Source organism: Mycobacterium sp. (assembly GCF_044370595.1).
Taxonomy (GTDB): Bacteria; Actinomycetota; Actinomycetes; order Mycobacteriales; family Mycobacteriaceae; genus Mycobacterium.
In genome coordinates, this window is sequence record NZ_JBILVF010000076.1 from 1 (window position 1) to 15,018 (window position 15,018).

The window sequence follows — 15,018 nt, forward strand, 5'->3', positions numbered from 1 at the left end:
CTGGTGGCCAGCGGGGAAGATCTGCATTCCAAGGCGATCACGTTGTCCACCCGCAAGTGGGGCCGCGCCGGTGATGCTGAACTGCTCCGGATGTCCTTCGGCCGGTTCGGCGACGACATCGCCCGCAGCACCTCCGACGAGGAACTGCAGGCGTGGGCGGTGCAGGATCTGAACACCGTCTTCGGCATCGCCGTGGACCCGGTGGCGGTCATGGTGCACCGGTGGATCGACGCGCTGCCGCAGTACGGGCCTGGCCACGGCGCGCTGGCTGCCGAGATCCGCGCTGAACTGCCGCCGGGACTGGCCGTGGCAGGCAACTTCCTCGATGGGGTGGGAGTGCCGGCCTGTGTGGCCAGCGCGGCGGCCGCCGCAGCCCGCGTGGCACCATAAGTGACATGGCGAGACTGGACTACGACGCGCTCAACGCCACTGTTCGCTACGTGATGTTCTCCTCGTTTGCGGTACGCCCCGGTGTGCTCGGCTACGACGCGGAATCCCGCGCCGCGGTGACCGACGAGACCGCCACCTTCCTCAAGCAGCAGGAGGACGACGGTGTGGTGGTCCGAGGCCTCTACGACGTGGCCGGCATGCGCGCCGACGCCGACTTCATGATCTGGACCCACGCCGAGCGGGTCGAGGCGCTCCAGCAGACCTACAGCGACTTCCGCCGCGCCACCACGCTGGGCCGAGCCTGCACCCCGGTGTGGAGCAGCGTGGCCCTGCACCGCCCGGCGGAGTTCAACAAGAGCCACGTGCCGGCCTTCCTGGCCGGTGAGGAGCCGGGTAACTACGTGTGCGTCTACCCGTTCGTGCGGTCCCTGGAGTGGTACCTGCTGCCCGACGACCAGCGCCGCAAGATGCTCGCCGACCACGGCATGGCAGCCCGCAGCTACAAGGATGTGCGGGCCAACACCGTCCCAGCCTTCGCGCTCGGCGACTACGAGTGGATTCTGGCGTTCGAGGCCGCGGAACTGCACCGGATCGTCGACCTGATGCGCGACCTGCGGGCCACCGAGGCGCGCCTGCACGTCCGCGAGGAGATCCCGTTCTACACCGGCCCGCGGGTCGGGGTCGGGGAATTGGTTGCCCGGCTGCCGTAGTCGCTCATGTCGAGCGCCGGTTCATTTCACGGGTGCGATCAACGGGGTTAACCGCTCGGCAGACTGCTTGGCTCGCGGCGAGGTTGAGATGACGCCCAGCGCGGCGATTGCCAGCCCCAGAACAAGGGTGAACACCCACAGCGGGTCGGCCGCAGCGGTGAAGTCTCCGACGGGTGGTGACAGCGCGCCGGCGGCCAGTACACCACTTAGCGCGACGCCCAGACTGATGCCAACCTGCTTGCTGGTGCTGGTGACTCCCGCCGCTGCGCCGGCACGGTCCGGCGGCATACCGCTCACTGCGGCGTAGTTGATCGGCACAGTGACCATGCCGAAGGTGATGCCGAAGGATACGAAGATCATCATCAGCAACCATCGGGGTGCCATCGGAGTCAGGAAGATCAGCATCATCGACATCGCGGCGGTCATCAGCCCGGCGATCATCAGCGGCGGCCTGTTGCCGATCCGGCCGACCATTCGGCCCGAAATCGGCGAGAACACCAGGACGGCGAGCCCGACGGGCAGTAACAGCAGACCTGCGTGCACGGCAGGGTAGCCCCGCCAGCCCTGCAGGTAGATCGACATCATGAACAGGAAGGCCCCCCAGACCATGAAGACGAACAGCGCGGTCAGTGCCGCTGAAGTGAACGGAATCGATCGGAAGAACCGCAGTTCGATGAATGGATCGGCGTGCCGCGATTCGTAGCGGAGAAAGCCCACGAACGCCAATGCCGCGGCGGCGGCCGCCCCCACGACCCACGGATGGGTCCAGCCCCGACCCGGGCTCTCGATCAGGAAGAACACCAGGCCGAAGAGGCTGCCGGCAGCAAGCAACTGCCCGACCGGGTCGAGGCCGCGAATCGTCGCCGATCTGCTTTCCGGCACCACCGCAGCGCACAGGGCGATGGCCACTGCGCTGATCGGGAGGTTGATCCAGAACACCCAACGCCACCCGAGTACGTCGATGAGCACTCCGCCGACGACGGGCCCCAGCGCCAGTGCCGCGCCGAACACCGCCCCCCAGATGCCGATCGCGCGGGCCCGTTCGACGGCCCCGACGAAGACCTGGCTGATGATCGCCAGTGCAACGGGATTCATCATCGAGGCGCCCACCGCCTGGACCGCCCGTGCGGCGATCAGGACATCGATGTCGGTTGCCAGGCCGCATAGCAGAGAGCCGAACATGAAGATCGCTGTTCCGATCTGCAGGATTCGGCGGCGGCCGAACCTGTCACCGGCCGCGCCGCCCAGCAGTTGCAGCGACGCCACGCCCAGCGCGTAGATGGCAATGACCCACTGCGCGTGCGCACCGGTGGCCGTCAGGTCGGTACGAATCGAGGGGATGGCGAGGTTGGCGATGGTCAGGTCTATCCCGGTGATCAGCACGGTGAGGCAGCAGGTCGCAAGGACAGCGGCCTTGCGGCGGGGACTGAGTTCACCTGCCCCGACACGCACACTGTTGGAGCGGCCGGAGTCGCCGGAGAGGCTCACGGCCCGGCGGGGCGCAGTTTCAGCGAGATCGAGTTGATGCAGTACCGCTGATCGGTGGGCGTCGGATAGCCCTCGCCGGAAAACACGTGCCCGAGGTGGCTGTGGCAGTTGGCGCACAGCACCTCGACCCGCTGCATACCCAGCGATTCATCCGACCGCAGGATGACCGCGTCGGAGCGAGCCGGGTCGAAGAACGACGGCCACCCGCAGTGCGACTCGAACTTCTCGGTGCTGCGGAACAATTCGGCCCCGCAGGCCCGACACTGGTACACCCCTTCGGTCTTGGTGTCGGTGTACTCGCCGGTGAACGGCCGCTCGGTTCCGGCCTGGCGCAGCACGTGGTACTCCTGCGGGCTCAGGTGCGTGCGCCACTCGGCGTCAGACAGTTCCAGCTTGGGTGGGGGAACCGGATTCATGCACCCACGCTAGCGCGGTCGGGCTCCCGGGGACGCGGTGTCATCCAGGGCGGGTCGATTCCCTCATCGAGGCGGCCGTCGTCGCGGGCGTCGAGATAGCGGTAGTACAGCACGCAGAACACCACCACCAGCATCAGCGACCAACCGTAGGTGATCTTCATGTACTCCAGGAACCGCCCGGTGGTGGGCCAGCGCCACATCAGCCAGCGGTCCAGCGTCAGGAACCCGTAGGTGGCCAACCAGGCCGGCCAGTTCCGCAGCACCGAATTGGGCAGCACCACCGTCATCAGGAACGGGAACAGCATCATCGAGTAGTAGCCCTGCGCCAGGGACAGCACCAGCCAGGAGGTGATCAGCAGCACACCCGAGGAGCTCAGCATCCAAAACAGCGGGTCGCGCTTGTGGTAGTAGCGGTACAGCAACCACAGGCTGCCCACCGCCAGAGCCACGAACAGCAGGCGCAGGCCGGTGATCAACCACATCGGCAGTCCGTAGTAGATGCCGTTGCCCAGCACCGAGGAGTTGAAGTAATCCCGGGTGGTCAATATGTAGGGCAGCGTGCGGTGAATGAAGTTGCCGCGGTCGACCACCAGCGGCCAGGCCACCGCGTTGAACGCCAACGGCACCGCCGCCGCGGCGAACAGCGCCCGCCACTGCCGGTTGAGCAGCGGGAGTAGCAGCAGCACCGCCAGCACGGGTTTGACCGTCAGAGAGAGGCCAATCGCGATGCCCGCCAGCCATTCCCGGCTGTGCCGGCCGTCCAGCAGCCAGCGGAAGAACAGCACCTCGCACAGCAGGATGCAGCCGTTGATGTTGGTGAACACCAGGGTGTTGGTCACCGATTCGGTGACGAAGGCCGCTGCTAGCAGGGCGGGCAGTGCCGGGGACCGCATTGAGAATTTGAACAACCGCACCAGCAGATAGCAGGCTGCGATGATGGCCAGCGTGTTGAGCAGGATGAACCAGTTGCGGGCGGCGTAGATGCTGTCGATGTAGCCGAACGGCGCCATCAGCAGAGTGCCGCCCGGCGGGTACAGGTAGTGCGGATCAACCTCGGTGAACACATCGGTGTACACCGGCTCGCTGGCGCGGAAGTGACGCAGCGCCCAGTAGACAGGTGCCCAGTCGTCGGTGATGTAGCCGTTGGAAGTCAGCACGTAACTGCGGTGGATGATCGACATTATCGCGATCGGCCACAGCGCGATCCGCACGACGTCCTGGGTGCTCAGCGGGCTGGTCCGGGGACCAAAGGCGTTGCGCAGGAGTTGACTGGCTGCCACGATCCGCACCGTACACCGGCGCGGTGCCCGAGCCGGTCAGGCGGGGCAGAAGGTGTCGGTCTGCGGGATGCTGCCAGTGGTCAGGTATTCCAATACCGGCCGCATCGCGCATGGGGAGTAGACGACGGCGCCGTGACCGGTGCCCTGCCACATCACCCGCCGACTGTTGGCGCCGGCGTTGATGATCGTCGCCGCCACAGCGGCCACTCCCTGCGAACCGGCGATCGGGTCGTTCTGTACACCGAGCAGCAGGGCGTTGACTTTGAGGTCCTGGGGATCCTGCGGCGCCGAGCCGCTGGGCCAGTTCAGGCACTTCACCAGATTCAGCGCCCCGACTGTTCCGAACTGCGGGTAGGTCTTGCCCCAGGCGACGACGAGTTCGCGGACCCGATCCGGACTGGGTCTGTTGAGGGCATCGCTGCAGCCGTTGACGAACTGGCCGTCGGTGCCGCGCAGCGCCTCGGCCTGGTTCACCAGACTGTTGAGCTGGTTGATGTCGCCGGTGCGGGCGGCGGCCAGCGCGTCTGCCAGTTTGACGGTGTTGATTACCCGGTCGCCGGTGGGATAACCCAGGGCCGTGACGATGGCGTTGACCATGACCGCCGCCGACATACCGCCCGGGCCGCGGCCGCTGCGGGCAGCCGCCAGCAGTCCGTCGACGGCGCCCTTGGGGTCCGGTCCGAGCACACAGTTGGCCGCTAGACACTGAGCGGCCCACTCGTCGAGTGCGCTCTGCTGGGCCTTGACCTGATCCTCGGCGAGGGCCTCCGCGCCGGCACCGGGCGGGGTGGGGGAGTCGAGGATGAGCCGGGCGACCTTTTCCGGATGTGACCCGGTGTAGGCCAGCACCACCTGGGTGCCGTTGCCGATACCCAGCAACGCCAGCGAGGGGACATCCCAGGTGCTGCGCAGCCGCTCGATGTCCTCGGCGGCGCGTGCGCTGTCGTAGGACGACTCGCCGGGGGCCAGCGCATCGGTGCATGCTGTGGTGGCGGTCAGCGTGATGGCACCCAGGTTGGCCACCGGATCGTCGCCTGGTTCGCTCTGGGCCTGCTCGCGCATCTGGGTGCGGTCGAACTGATCGCGGCAGTCGATCGGGCTGGACAACCCCATGCCGCGGCGGTCGACGGCGACGATGGGATGCCGGGTCAAAACGTCACCGCCGGAGCGGGTCAACCAGACCGGAAGTTGCAGTGAGGACGGCATGTCCGAACCGGTGGTGACCACCAGCGGGGCGGCATCCGGCGGGGTTTGCGCCGAGCGCGCCCGCATGGCGCCGATGGTGATGGTGCCGGTGGCGCCGGCTACTGGGTCGAGGTCGGCGTCGAATTCGGCGCACTCCAGTGCGACACCGGGCAGCGGCTTGGCGCCGGCATCGCCGAACGCCTTGCCGGTGCAGTCCTTCCACACCAGGTCGTTCTTCGGTGCCAGTAATTCGGCCGGGCCGCCGCTCGACGTGGTGGTCGTCGGGACGCCGTCGGGGTTGCCCGCGGAATCCGTGGCGAACTGCGGGTTGGCCGCCAGCCAGGGTGCACAGCCGGTGAGCATCAGCGCGGCGCAACTGACCGCGACGATGACCCGACCCTGCCGACGCATGCCCACCACAGTAGCGACCGGCGGGTCGACCTCAGCGGATGCGGACGTAGCGCGCGTACAGGTAGCCATCCTCATCGCTGAGCACATGTGCCCCACGCAGTCGGGTGAGCACGTCGGCGCCGCCGGTGGCGATCCGGACGGCGTTGCCGCCCACCAGCAGTGGGGCAGATGTCAGGCACACCTCGTCAAGTAGGTTTTGGGCCACGAACCCGCCGAGCAGGCTCGGGCCACCCTCGGTGAGCACCCGGAACAGTCCCCGCTGAGCCAGCCGCTGTAGCAAAACCGGAAGGTCGACCTGATGCGGGTCCGCTGCGGAGCAGTCCACCACCTCGGCGGCTCCGCCGACCCGGTCGCGGGCAACGCCGGCGGATGCCGCGCAGGTCAACACCAGCGGCGGCACTTCACTGCCGGTCAGCACCGCCATGTCGTGTTCGACCAATCCGGTCCGGGTGACCAGCGCGATGGGCGGCACCTCGCCCTGTCCGCGGGCCTGACGACGACGGCGCTGGGCCACCGACATCCGCGCGCCGCCGTAGTTCTCCGTGCGGGCTGTGCCGGCTCCTACGACGATCACATCGGCCAGTTCCCGCTGCACCGCGAACAGCCATCGGTCCCCTGCGCCGCCCAGCCCGCCGGAGGTTCCGTCGGTGGTGGCGGCACCGTCCAGACTGGCGATCACATTGCCGCGCACCACACACCGGGTCAGCTCCCCGGGGTAGGAGTAGAGCCGGTACAGCTCCTCTTCGTCCACGGGCGGGCCGCCGCCGAGCAGGGTGAACCGCACGGCGTCGTTGTTTTCCATGCCTCGATTGCAGCACGTCGACTCCCGGGCCGTCGATACAGTCCTTGCCATGCCTGGCCGCCTGGTGGACCGTCATCCCGCCGTTACCCCGCAGCGGCTGATCGCCCAACTCGTGCCGCCGCCCACGTTCGTCGACGTCAGCTTTGACAGCTACCGCCCCGATCCCGGTGAGCCGACCCAGACCGCCGCGGTGACGTCCTGCCTGAGTTTCTGCGATGAGGCCCTACGCCGCCGCGCCGGCCGGCGCAAGCTGTTCGGCAGACGCGAACCGCTTCCCGGGGTGGGGCTTTACCTGGACGGCGGCTTCGGTGTCGGCAAGACCCATTTACTGGCGTCGTCGTACTGGCGACTGCCGGAGTCCGCCGAGCATCCCAAGGCGTTCGCCACTTTCGGTGAGCTCACTCAACTGGCCGGGGTGTTCGGTTTCGTCGAGTGCATCGACCTGCTCGGCGATTACACCGTGGTGTGCATCGACGAGTTCGAACTCGACGACCCCGGCAACACGACGTTGATCTCACGGATGCTCTCCCAGCTTGTCGAACGCGGGGTCTCCATCGCTGCGACGTCGAACACCTTGCCCGAACAACTCGGCGAGGGCCGCTTCGCGGCGCAGGACTTCCTGCGCGAAATCAACACCCTGGCAGGCATTTTCACCACGGTCCGGATCGAAGGGCCCGACTACCGGCACCGCGGACTGCCGCCGGCACCTGAGCCGCTGTCGGATGCCGAGGTCGCCGCGCACGCCGAGGCGACCCCGGGGGCCGCCCTCGACGACTTCGACGAACTATGCGCCCATCTGGCCACCATGCATCCGTCGCGTTATCTGGCGTTGATCGAGGGCGTGTCCGCGGTACACATCACCGGTGTGCATCCACTCGACGACCAGAGCGTGGCCCTGCGCCTTGTGGCACTGACCGACCGCCTGTACGACGCGGGTATCCCGGTGGTTACCTCCGGGGCGAAACTGGACACGCTGTTCTCCGAGGAGATGCTGGCCGGTGGCTACCGCAAAAAGTATCTGCGGGCCACCTCACGGCTGTTGGCTCTGGCCCGATGAGGAGGCTGCTGCGCTAAACCGCACGCACCATCACAAAGTCGGCCTCGGTGCCCGCACCGAGCCGGAACGTGCGCGACCCGGCGTGCTTGAATCCGTGCTTGCGGTAGAACCGTTGTGCCCGAGCGTTGGTCTCGTTGACTCCGAGCCACATCGCGGCGGCACCGTCGGCTTTGGCCCAGTCGATCCCCGCGCGCATCAGGGCCGACGCCGCACCGGTGCGGTGGTGGCTGGGCAGTACGTACATTTTCGACACTTCCACGGCGGGACGCGCGTGCACCGCGCGGGCGATGTCCGGATCGCCGCCGATTCCGCGGATCAGCATTGTGTAGCCGATGATCCGGTCACCGTCGCTGGCGCGGAAAACAATTCGGTTCGTATCGGTGAGGTAGTCGCCGAAACGCTGAATCGACAGGTGTGTGGCGATGAAGGCTGCGACATCCTCGGCGACCGCTGACGGCGGACAGGCCAGCGGGAACGTCGCCGCGGCGACGGCGGCCAGTCTGGCGGCGTCGGGGCCGTTGGCCGGTGTGACCGAGATCGCCATCGCAGCCAATGCTGACATATCGGTGCGCCTGCCGGATTCGGCACCGGGCCGCCGTTAACATCGGGTCGTCTGCGGAGGTGAGACGGATGTACTCGAAGGTTCGCCGCTCGGCCTGGATTATGTGTGCCGCGGCCGCATGTTGGGGAGCCGCGCCGATGGCTCCGGTGTCCGCTGAGCCGGGGTGCCCGATCGGTCAGCATGAAGACACCACGACGCCCGGATTCCAGTGCGTGCCCGGATGGTGCCCGGGGGGCACCCTGCTCGACGGTGTGACGGGCTCGTGCGTCGCCCCGCCCGGAGTCCCGCCTCCGCCGCTTCCCTGAGTAACCGACCCCGGCTGCAGTTGGTCGGGATCTGGCTGCCTGCCACCGCTGTCCCGACGACGAACCGCTGGTAGCCGCGTCTTTGCGGATCCCCTGCAACGCCCGAGGCGGCGTTTCATAGACTTGCACCATGGCAGGCCTGCATAAATCCCAAGAGCGGCTCGACATCTCCAAGATCGAGGACCGGCCCGAATCCGTGCCGCAGATGTTCCGAGCCCGCGTAGCAGCTACCCCCAACAGTGAGGCGTTCCGGTTCCCGGACAACGGCGGCTGGGCCAGTGTCACCTGGCAACAGGTCGGTGAGCGGGTCGAGCGGCTTGCGGCCGGGCTGATCGCGCTCGGCATCGAACCCGAGGAACGAGTGGCCCTGGCATCGGGCACCCGCTACGAGTGGGTGGTCGCCGATTTCGCGATCCTGGCCGCGGGCGCGGCCACCACCACGGTGTATCCGACCACCAATGCCGAGGACGTGGCGTTCATCGTCGCCAACTCCGGCAGCCGCATCGTCATCGCCGAGGATCAGACCCAGGTCGACAAGTTGGTCGCCCACCGCTCGCAATTGCCGGCGGTGGAGAAGGTGGTGATCATCGACGGAGTCGGAGACGGCGACGACGGTGACTGGGTGATGAGCATCGATGAGCTTGAGCAACTGGGCAAGCAGCTGCTCGCCGATTCGCCCAACGCGGTCAACGACCGCATCGACGCGATCCGTCCGGACCAGTTGGCGACCCTGATCTACACCTCCGGCACCACTGGGAAGCCCAAGGGTGTCCGCCTGATGCAATCGTCGTGGACCTACACCGCGGCGGCCATGGATTCCCTCGGAGTGCTGACCGACAAGGACCTCAACTTCGTGTGGCTGCCGCTGGCGCACGCCTTCGGCAAGGTGATGCTGGCCCTTCCGCTGGCCGTCGGTTTCCCGACCGTCATCGATGGTCGGGTGGACAAGATCGTGGAGAACCTGGCCGAAGTCCGCCCCACCATCATGGGTGCCGTCCCGCGCATCTTCGAGAAGGTGCACGGCCGTATCAACGAGATGATGGCCAGGGAGGGTGGGGTCAAGAAAAAGCTGTTCGACTGGGCCATCGGGGTCGGCACGCAGGTGTCGCGGGCCAAACAGGCCGGGGAGAGCGTCTCGCCGCTGCTGGGAGCGCAATACAAACTGGCGGACACGCTTGTTCTGTCGAAGATCCGGGACCGCTTCGGTGGACGTCTGCGGTTCTTCATCTCCGGGTCGGCCGCGCTGGACCGGGAGATCGCGCAATGGTTCGACGCCATCGGCGTCGTCGTGCTCGAGGGCTATGGCCTGACCGAGACATCCGCGGCCTCGTCGTTGAACCGCCCTCATGCGTACCGGTTCGGCACCGTCGGCTGGACCTTCCCGCAGACCGAGGTCAGGATCGCCGAGGACGGCGAGATCCTGCTCAAGGGTCCCGGGATCATGAACGGCTACCACAATCTGCCGGAGGCCACCGCCGAGGCGATCGAGTCCGACGGTTGGTTCCACACCGGCGATATCGGCGAACTGGATGCCGAGGGCTTCCTGCGGATCACCGACCGCAAGAAGGACATGTTCAAGACGTCGCAGGGCAAATACGTTGCGCCCTCGGCGATCTCGGCGAACTTCAAGGCCATCTGCCCGTATGCCAGCGAGATCATCGTCTACGGCGAGGGCAAGCCGTACTGCGTGGCTCTGGTCAGCCTCGAAGGCGAGGCCATCAAGGAATGGGCCGCCGCCAACGGTTTGGGCGGCAAGTCGTTCGGCGAGGTCGCCCGTGACGCCAAGACCCGCGACATGGTCGGCGGCTACGTCGAGGAACTCAACAAGCACCTCAACCGCTGGGAGCAGGTCAAGCGGTTCGACATCATCGACCGCGAGTTGACGGTGGAGGCCGGTGACCTGACGCCGAGCCTCAAACTCAAGCGCAAGGTCGTCGTGGATAACTTCCACGGCAAGATCGACGACCTGTACGGCTAGGGTCGGCGGGGGAGCGTGGACACCGACCGGCCGACTCAGGTCGGCCGGTGGGACCAAGATCTGACGCGGCACGTCATCGACCTGCTTCGTCCGGCGCTGAAGGTCTACCACCGGACCGAGGTGCGTGGTCTTGAGCGGATCCCGGCGGGGCGTTGTTTGTTGGTGGGTAACCACTCCGGGGGCCTGATGACCCCGGACTTCGCGATATTCGCGGTGGATTACTACCACCGCTTCGGCTATTCCAAGCCGCTCTACGTGCTGGGACACGACACCCTGTTCCACGGTCCGGCCGCCGAGTTCCTGCCGCACCTGGGAGTCATTGAGGCCAACCACGCAAACGCGGCGGCCGCGCTGGCCGCAGACAGCGCGGTCCTGGTCTATCCGGGCGGTGATATCGAGGTCTACCGGCCCACGGTGGTGGAAAACGTCATCGACTTCGCCGGCCACATCGGCTACATCGAGGTCGCCGTGGCTGCGGACGCACCGATCGTGCCGGTGGTGTCCATCGGCGGTCAGGAGACCCAGTGGTTCCTCAGCCGTGGCAGGTGGCTGGCCAAAGCGCTGCGTCTGGACAAGTTCGAGCGGCGGGTGTTCCGCACCGACATACTGCCGGTGTCATTCGGATTGCCGTTCGGGCTGAGCGTGTTGGTGCCGGTCAACATGCCGCTCCCGTCGAAGATCGTCAGTGAAGTGCTCGACCCCATCGACATCCGGGCACAGTGGGGCGCCGATCCGGACGTGGAGAAGGTTGACGGGCGCGTGCGCCGGGTGATGCAGGCAACGCTCGATCGACTGGCCCGCCGACGTCGCTTCCCGATCATCGGCTGACCGCAACGTACGGTTAATCAGTACGAGGTCGGCGTGACGGGAGCAGCGATGGCGCATTTCCGCGGTGTGCTGTGCGCGATGGTGGGGGTCTGCGTCCTGGGGCCGACGGCGGCCGCGCACGCTGACACGCCGCCGCCCTCGGTGGGGATGGGCTGTACCGCCGAACTGGGAGACGCCATGACGCTGCTTCCGGACCAGACCACCTATGTGGCCTGCCGTGAGGTCGGCCGCGGCTACGCCTGGGCGGTGGTTCAGACGCCTTTCCCGCCCAATGACACATGGTTGAGTTATGGGGCGCCGATCATCCTGCACGGCCAGGGAATGCGTAACCCCAACCTGTCCTCCGGGCGATGGACGGCCACGCCACGCAAGCCGGAGGCATCGTGCCGTGCGACGCTGACCACCGTGGTGGAGGCGGGAGTCCTTGCCCCACCCCAGGTTGTCGAGGCAGCGCAGGGCAAGCCCCTGACACTGGAGATGTCGCCCAGCCTCTTCTACGCCGAACTGGCCGGAGACTGCCTCTGGGTCAAGCAGTAGGTCGCGTTGCGGCAGAGAGGGTGTGGGCAAGATCTGCGAAGGCGTCCTCGGCGCGCACGTGCCTGACCTCCCGGCCCGCACTGACGATGGCGTACAGGCCGTTCGGTGACGACTCGGCGTCCCCGTTGGCGAAGCCGAAGGTGTATTTGCCGATGACAGCGCCGAGGAAGTTGAACTCGGTTCCGCCGGGGAAGGAGCGTCCTCCTACGAATCCCACGTGGTCGGTTCGGGCGTCGTAGATGCGCCCGACGGGGAAGCGGTGGGCGTCGCTGCGGGAGTAACTCCACAGTCGGCCGTCCGGGAGCACCATCTGGAGGTTGACCGGGTCGACAACAAAGCCCTCAGGTGACCGCCGCCGTAACGAGTTTCCGAGCCGGCCCGGCCCGTACGGAATCCGTGTGGGTTCGCTGGTCGAACCCAGCTGATCGGCCAGATGCTTGAGGTGATCGGCGAGTTCGTCTGCGGCGGCTTGGACCGCTGCCGAGCGCTGTTCGGGCTGAGAGTGCTGAAATTCGCCCACCAAGTGTTCACCCATTTCTTGCCCAGGTCCCTAGATGACTTGCGTCTGACTGGGACGTCAGTTTAGGGGTAAATCCCTTGGGTTGGGGGTTCGGGTCTGAGGAACACCGGTCCGCACGGCCCCGATCAGCGCCCGCATCCCGGCGCCTTGCAACGACACAACCCCAAGCCCGCGGCCGCCGCGGCCGCCGGGCGCTACGAGCGCGGTGTATTGCCTCAAGTCTTGATGACGGCGGTGTCGGAAAAGCCGGGGGAACCCGGGCATGAAAACAAAAGAAACCCGCTGTGACTTCCTAATGAGATGGTCCCGCTCAGCGGAATGATCGTGGCCTTCGCCAGCTGCAGCGATCAACCGATCAGCTATGAGCAACAGCCGCCACCTGCCCAGAGTCGCGAGCGGTACAGCGCGCGCGTTAAAGCGCTACGCCAATCCGTCGAGGGCCTCCGCCCGGTCCGCTAAAGCGGTGAGCACCTCGGCCAGTTCGCGGGCCTGTACCGGAGTCAGATCGACCACTGCGCCTGCGACCCGAAGCGCCACCCCGCTGACCGTGGACCCGTTGCGGTGCTGCACCCCGGTCAGCAGCGCAGCGACGGGCCCGATCGGGACTGGATCGGCACCGTAAATTCGGTCGTGGAACTGCTCGTCCCAATCGCCGGTCCACGTTGTGCCCGCCGGTGGTGGCGGGCTGGGGGAGTCGGCGTCGGGTGTCGGATTCACCAGGGTTCCGGACGGTTGAGCAGATTGAGTTCGTCCACGACTTGCTTCGACAGGCGTCGGGCGGCACCGTCGTGGTCGGCTGCCCGCCGGTTGGCGTCGATGCACATTCCCATCCATGCACCCAAGAGGAGCAGCGCTCCGGTGATCGCAACCATTACCCAAGCAGCGGTCGTCATGATTGCACCGTATCGGCGGGGTCGGACATTGATTCTGATAACTCGGTTCGGGTGAGGATGGTCTTGCCCGTTCGCCGCTGGTGATGACCCTGGGTCTGACTGACGCCCTGCTGGGTTGTCTTCCAATTGATGTGTCCCACCAGCGCCGTGCGGGCAAGCGCCGCCGAGAACCCGGCGGGGCGGACATGACCTAATCAGGAGCCTGGCAGTTCCTCATCAATGTCTTGTCTGCCCGCCCCACCGGGTTGTCACCCACCACACGGTTCATTGCACGGAGAGGACACCACCATCGTGACATCCCCACGCCGAGTCGTCATCGGCATCGACACCCACCTCGACACCATCCACCTCGCCGCCCTCACCGACACGGGCCAACCCCTCGGTGATGCCGAATTCCGCACCACCCCGGCCAACTACTGGACTGCCATTTGCTGGGCCCGCAGCTACGGCGAGATTGTCAGTGTCGGCGTCGAAGGAACCAGCAGCTACGGCGCCGGCATCACACGCGCACTACAGCACAACGGCATTCACGTCGTCGAGGTCAACCGCCCCGACCGGTCAGCTCGGCGCCGGCAAGGCAAATCCGATCCCCTCGATGCCTACAGCGCCGCCCGCGCGGTGCTGGGCGGCCACGGCCTGGCCGTGCCGAAAGACCTGAACACAGGAGCGCTCAAAGCGCTGCTGATCGCCCGCCGCGGCGCGGTCAAAGCCCGCACCGCAGCCATCCAGCAGATCAAAGACCTCCTCGTGACCGCCCCCGCCGACCTGCGGGAGCGCTACCGCCGCTATTCCACCACGCTGCGACTGATCGAGGCGCTGAGCCGGTGCCGCCCGGGTTCGCCTGCAAGGCACTGGCTCAACGCGTTGAGTTCCTCGAACGCCAAGACCGCGAACTGACCGCCGAGCTCGACACCCTGACCAACGCCCTCAATCCCGCCCTGCGCGCCGCCTACGGCGTAGGTCCCGACACCGCCGCTCAACTGCTCATCACCGCCGGCACCAACAGCCACCGACTCCGGTCGGAGGCCGCGTTCGCGATGCTGGCCGGCGCCGCGCCGATCCCAGCTTCATCCGGAAAGACCACTCGGCACCGGCTTTCCCGCGGCGGAGACCGCGCCGCCAACAACGCCCTGCACCACATCGCCCTGGTTCGCTGGTCTCACGACACACGCACACGCGACTACGTCACCCGCCAACTCGCTGCCGGCCGATCCAAGAAAGACATACTGCGCCTGCTCAAACGAGCCATCGCCCGAGAGATGTTCAAACACCTCACCGCACCCTGCCCGATTGACGACTACAGCGACCTACGTCCAGCGCGGTTGGCTCAAAACATCACCTTGGCCGCCGCCGCAGAACCCTTCGGTCTCTGGCCAAACGACATCTCCCGGCTCGAACGCGGCCTCAAACGTGACGACACCCTGGCCGCCAACTACCGCAAATGGCTAAACAACCAGCTCATCAATGCCGCTTGACTCGTAACACGAATAGGAGCATCAGCGCTCCGTTTGGCACCGAACTCGATGAACGTGGTGCGCGATACTGGGATTGAACCAGTGACCTCTTCCGTGTCAGGGAAGCGCTCTCCCGCTGAGCTAATCGCGCCGGGCTGCAAATCGGAGGTGGAGACGGGAATCGAACCCGTGTGCACGGCTT

Annotated in this window: 17 protein-coding genes and 1 tRNA gene; 8 read left to right on the forward strand and 10 right to left on the reverse strand. The window is 66.6% G+C overall.

Translation table 11 applies throughout. The features are described 5' to 3' along the window. Together ADBZ5N_RS11365 and hemQ are read left to right on the forward strand one after the other, a co-directional pair. Positions 1 to 390, forward strand: a 390-nt coding sequence (locus ADBZ5N_RS11365) for an FAD-dependent oxidoreductase (protein WP_526257590.1), incomplete at its 5' end; no start/stop codon positions are given. A gap of 5 nt (positions 391 to 395) precedes the next feature. Then, complete coding sequence (gene hemQ / locus ADBZ5N_RS11370; RefSeq protein ID WP_526257591.1) at positions 396 to 1,100, forward strand: hydrogen peroxide-dependent heme synthase; 705 nt, start codon at positions 396 to 398, stop codon at positions 1,098 to 1,100. Positions 1,101 to 1,121: 21 nt separating this feature from the next. Here hemQ and ADBZ5N_RS11375 read toward each other — a convergent pair whose 3' ends face one another. Genes ADBZ5N_RS11375 through ADBZ5N_RS11395 form a run of 5 tightly spaced genes read right to left on the reverse strand, consistent with a single transcriptional unit; the run spans position 1,122 to position 6,682 of the window. Then, positions 1,122 to 2,588 (reverse strand): MFS transporter, encoded by a 1,467-nt coding sequence (locus ADBZ5N_RS11375; RefSeq protein ID WP_526257592.1) that lies wholly within the window; start codon positions 2,586 to 2,588, stop codon positions 1,122 to 1,124. Beyond that, positions 2,585 to 3,004 carry a peptide-methionine (R)-S-oxide reductase MsrB gene (gene msrB, locus ADBZ5N_RS11380; RefSeq protein ID WP_526257593.1) on the reverse strand — a complete coding sequence of 140 codons (420 nt, stop codon included), beginning with the start codon at positions 3,002 to 3,004 and terminating at the stop codon, positions 2,585 to 2,587. The genes ADBZ5N_RS11375 and msrB overlap by 4 nt, the downstream gene beginning before the upstream one ends. After that, positions 3,001 to 4,284: a glycosyltransferase 87 family protein gene (locus tag ADBZ5N_RS11385; RefSeq protein WP_526257594.1), complete on the reverse strand. Its 1,284-nt coding sequence runs from the start codon at positions 4,282 to 4,284 to the stop codon at positions 3,001 to 3,003. The genes msrB and ADBZ5N_RS11385 overlap by 4 nt, the downstream gene beginning before the upstream one ends. 36 nt (positions 4,285 to 4,320) lie before the next feature. After that, entirely contained in the window at positions 4,321 to 5,880 is a 1,560-nt protein-coding gene (locus ADBZ5N_RS11390) for an alpha/beta fold hydrolase (protein WP_526257595.1), read from the reverse strand. Positions 5,881 to 5,911: 31 nt separating this feature from the next. After that, entirely contained in the window at positions 5,912 to 6,682 is a 771-nt protein-coding gene (locus tag ADBZ5N_RS11395; RefSeq protein ID WP_526257596.1) for a pyrimidine reductase family protein, read from the reverse strand. A 49-nt stretch (positions 6,683 to 6,731) separates the two neighbouring features. On the opposite strand from ADBZ5N_RS11395, the gene zapE reads away from it, so the two are divergent. Continuing rightward, a complete protein-coding gene (gene zapE, locus ADBZ5N_RS11400) occupies positions 6,732 to 7,739 on the forward strand; it encodes a cell division protein ZapE (RefSeq protein ID WP_526257597.1) in 1,008 nt (335 codons plus the stop codon). A gap of 13 nt (positions 7,740 to 7,752) precedes the next feature. Here zapE and ADBZ5N_RS11405 read toward each other — a convergent pair whose 3' ends face one another. Continuing rightward, complete coding sequence (locus ADBZ5N_RS11405) at positions 7,753 to 8,283, reverse strand: GNAT family N-acetyltransferase (protein WP_526257606.1); 531 nt, start codon at positions 8,281 to 8,283, stop codon at positions 7,753 to 7,755. A gap of 453 nt (positions 8,284 to 8,736) precedes the next feature. Here ADBZ5N_RS11405 and ADBZ5N_RS11410 point away from each other — a divergent pair, with 453 nt between their 5' ends. The 3 genes from ADBZ5N_RS11410 to ADBZ5N_RS11420 are packed head-to-tail and all read left to right on the forward strand — an operon-like array spanning position 8,737 to position 11,949. Next, entirely contained in the window at positions 8,737 to 10,584 is a 1,848-nt protein-coding gene (locus ADBZ5N_RS11410) for an AMP-dependent synthetase/ligase (protein ID WP_526257598.1), read from the forward strand. A gap of 15 nt (positions 10,585 to 10,599) precedes the next feature. Further along, positions 10,600 to 11,412 (forward strand): 1-acyl-sn-glycerol-3-phosphate acyltransferase, encoded by an 813-nt coding sequence (locus tag ADBZ5N_RS11415; RefSeq protein WP_526257599.1) that lies wholly within the window; start codon positions 10,600 to 10,602, stop codon positions 11,410 to 11,412. A 33-nt stretch (positions 11,413 to 11,445) separates the two neighbouring features. After that, positions 11,446 to 11,949, forward strand: coding sequence for a hypothetical protein (locus ADBZ5N_RS11420; protein ID WP_526257600.1), 504 nt, complete (start codon positions 11,446 to 11,448; stop codon positions 11,947 to 11,949). On the opposite strand, the gene ADBZ5N_RS11425 is transcribed toward ADBZ5N_RS11420, so the two are convergent. The 3 genes from ADBZ5N_RS11425 to ADBZ5N_RS11435 form a co-directional block, all read right to left on the reverse strand. Continuing rightward, complete coding sequence (locus ADBZ5N_RS11425) at positions 11,939 to 12,484, reverse strand: hypothetical protein (RefSeq protein ID WP_526257601.1); 546 nt, start codon at positions 12,482 to 12,484, stop codon at positions 11,939 to 11,941. The genes ADBZ5N_RS11420 and ADBZ5N_RS11425 overlap by 11 nt on opposite strands. 405 nt (positions 12,485 to 12,889) lie before the next feature. Continuing rightward, on the reverse strand, positions 12,890 to 13,186 hold the full coding sequence (locus ADBZ5N_RS11430) for a hypothetical protein (protein WP_526257602.1): 297 nt from the start codon (positions 13,184 to 13,186) through the stop codon (positions 12,890 to 12,892). Then, the gene (locus ADBZ5N_RS11435; RefSeq protein WP_526257603.1) at positions 13,183 to 13,362 is read right to left on the reverse strand and encodes a hypothetical protein; all 180 of its coding nucleotides are present in this window, start codon (positions 13,360 to 13,362) and stop codon (positions 13,183 to 13,185) included. Before ADBZ5N_RS11435 ends, ADBZ5N_RS11430 begins: the two co-directional genes overlap by 4 nt. Before the next feature lie 291 nt (positions 13,363 to 13,653). Between ADBZ5N_RS11435 and ADBZ5N_RS11440 the strand changes: the two genes are divergently transcribed. Both ADBZ5N_RS11440 and ADBZ5N_RS11445 read left to right on the forward strand, forming a co-directional pair. Continuing rightward, positions 13,654 to 14,259: an IS110 family transposase gene (locus ADBZ5N_RS11440; RefSeq protein WP_526257604.1), complete on the forward strand. Its 606-nt coding sequence runs from the start codon at positions 13,654 to 13,656 to the stop codon at positions 14,257 to 14,259. Beyond that, positions 14,187 to 14,837 carry a transposase gene (locus ADBZ5N_RS11445; RefSeq protein WP_526257605.1) on the forward strand — a complete coding sequence of 217 codons (651 nt, stop codon included), beginning with the start codon at positions 14,187 to 14,189 and terminating at the stop codon, positions 14,835 to 14,837. The genes ADBZ5N_RS11440 and ADBZ5N_RS11445 overlap by 73 nt, the downstream gene beginning before the upstream one ends. Positions 14,838 to 14,892: 55 nt before the next feature. Here the strand turns inward: ADBZ5N_RS11445 and ADBZ5N_RS11450 are convergent. Next, positions 14,893 to 14,967, reverse strand: a tRNA-Val gene (locus tag ADBZ5N_RS11450). Positions 14,968 to 15,018 lie beyond the last annotated feature (51 nt).

What these genes read in the sequence shown, in the direction of transcription:
- hemQ (WP_526257591.1), top strand. Translation starts at nt 396, where the DNA reads ATGGCGAGACTGGACTACGACGCGCTCAACGCCACTGTTCGCTACGTG.
- msrB (WP_526257593.1), bottom strand. Translation starts at nt 3,004, where the DNA reads ATGAATCCGGTTCCCCCACCCAAGCTGGAACTGTCTGACGCCGAGTGG.
- ADBZ5N_RS11390 (WP_526257595.1), bottom strand. Translation starts at nt 5,880, where the DNA reads ATGCGTCGGCAGGGTCGGGTCATCGTCGCGGTCAGTTGCGCCGCGCTG.
- ADBZ5N_RS11395 (WP_526257596.1), bottom strand. Translation starts at nt 6,682, where the DNA reads ATGGAAAACAACGACGCCGTGCGGTTCACCCTGCTCGGCGGCGGCCCG.
- zapE (WP_526257597.1), top strand. Translation starts at nt 6,732, where the DNA reads ATGCCTGGCCGCCTGGTGGACCGTCATCCCGCCGTTACCCCGCAGCGG.
- ADBZ5N_RS11405 (WP_526257606.1), bottom strand. Translation starts at nt 8,283, where the DNA reads ATGGCGATCTCGGTCACACCGGCCAACGGCCCCGACGCCGCCAGACTG.
- ADBZ5N_RS11410 (WP_526257598.1), top strand. Translation starts at nt 8,737, where the DNA reads ATGGCAGGCCTGCATAAATCCCAAGAGCGGCTCGACATCTCCAAGATC.
- ADBZ5N_RS11425 (WP_526257601.1), bottom strand. Translation starts at nt 12,484, where the DNA reads ATGGGTGAACACTTGGTGGGCGAATTTCAGCACTCTCAGCCCGAACAG.
- ADBZ5N_RS11435 (WP_526257603.1), bottom strand. Translation starts at nt 13,362, where the DNA reads ATGACGACCGCTGCTTGGGTAATGGTTGCGATCACCGGAGCGCTGCTC.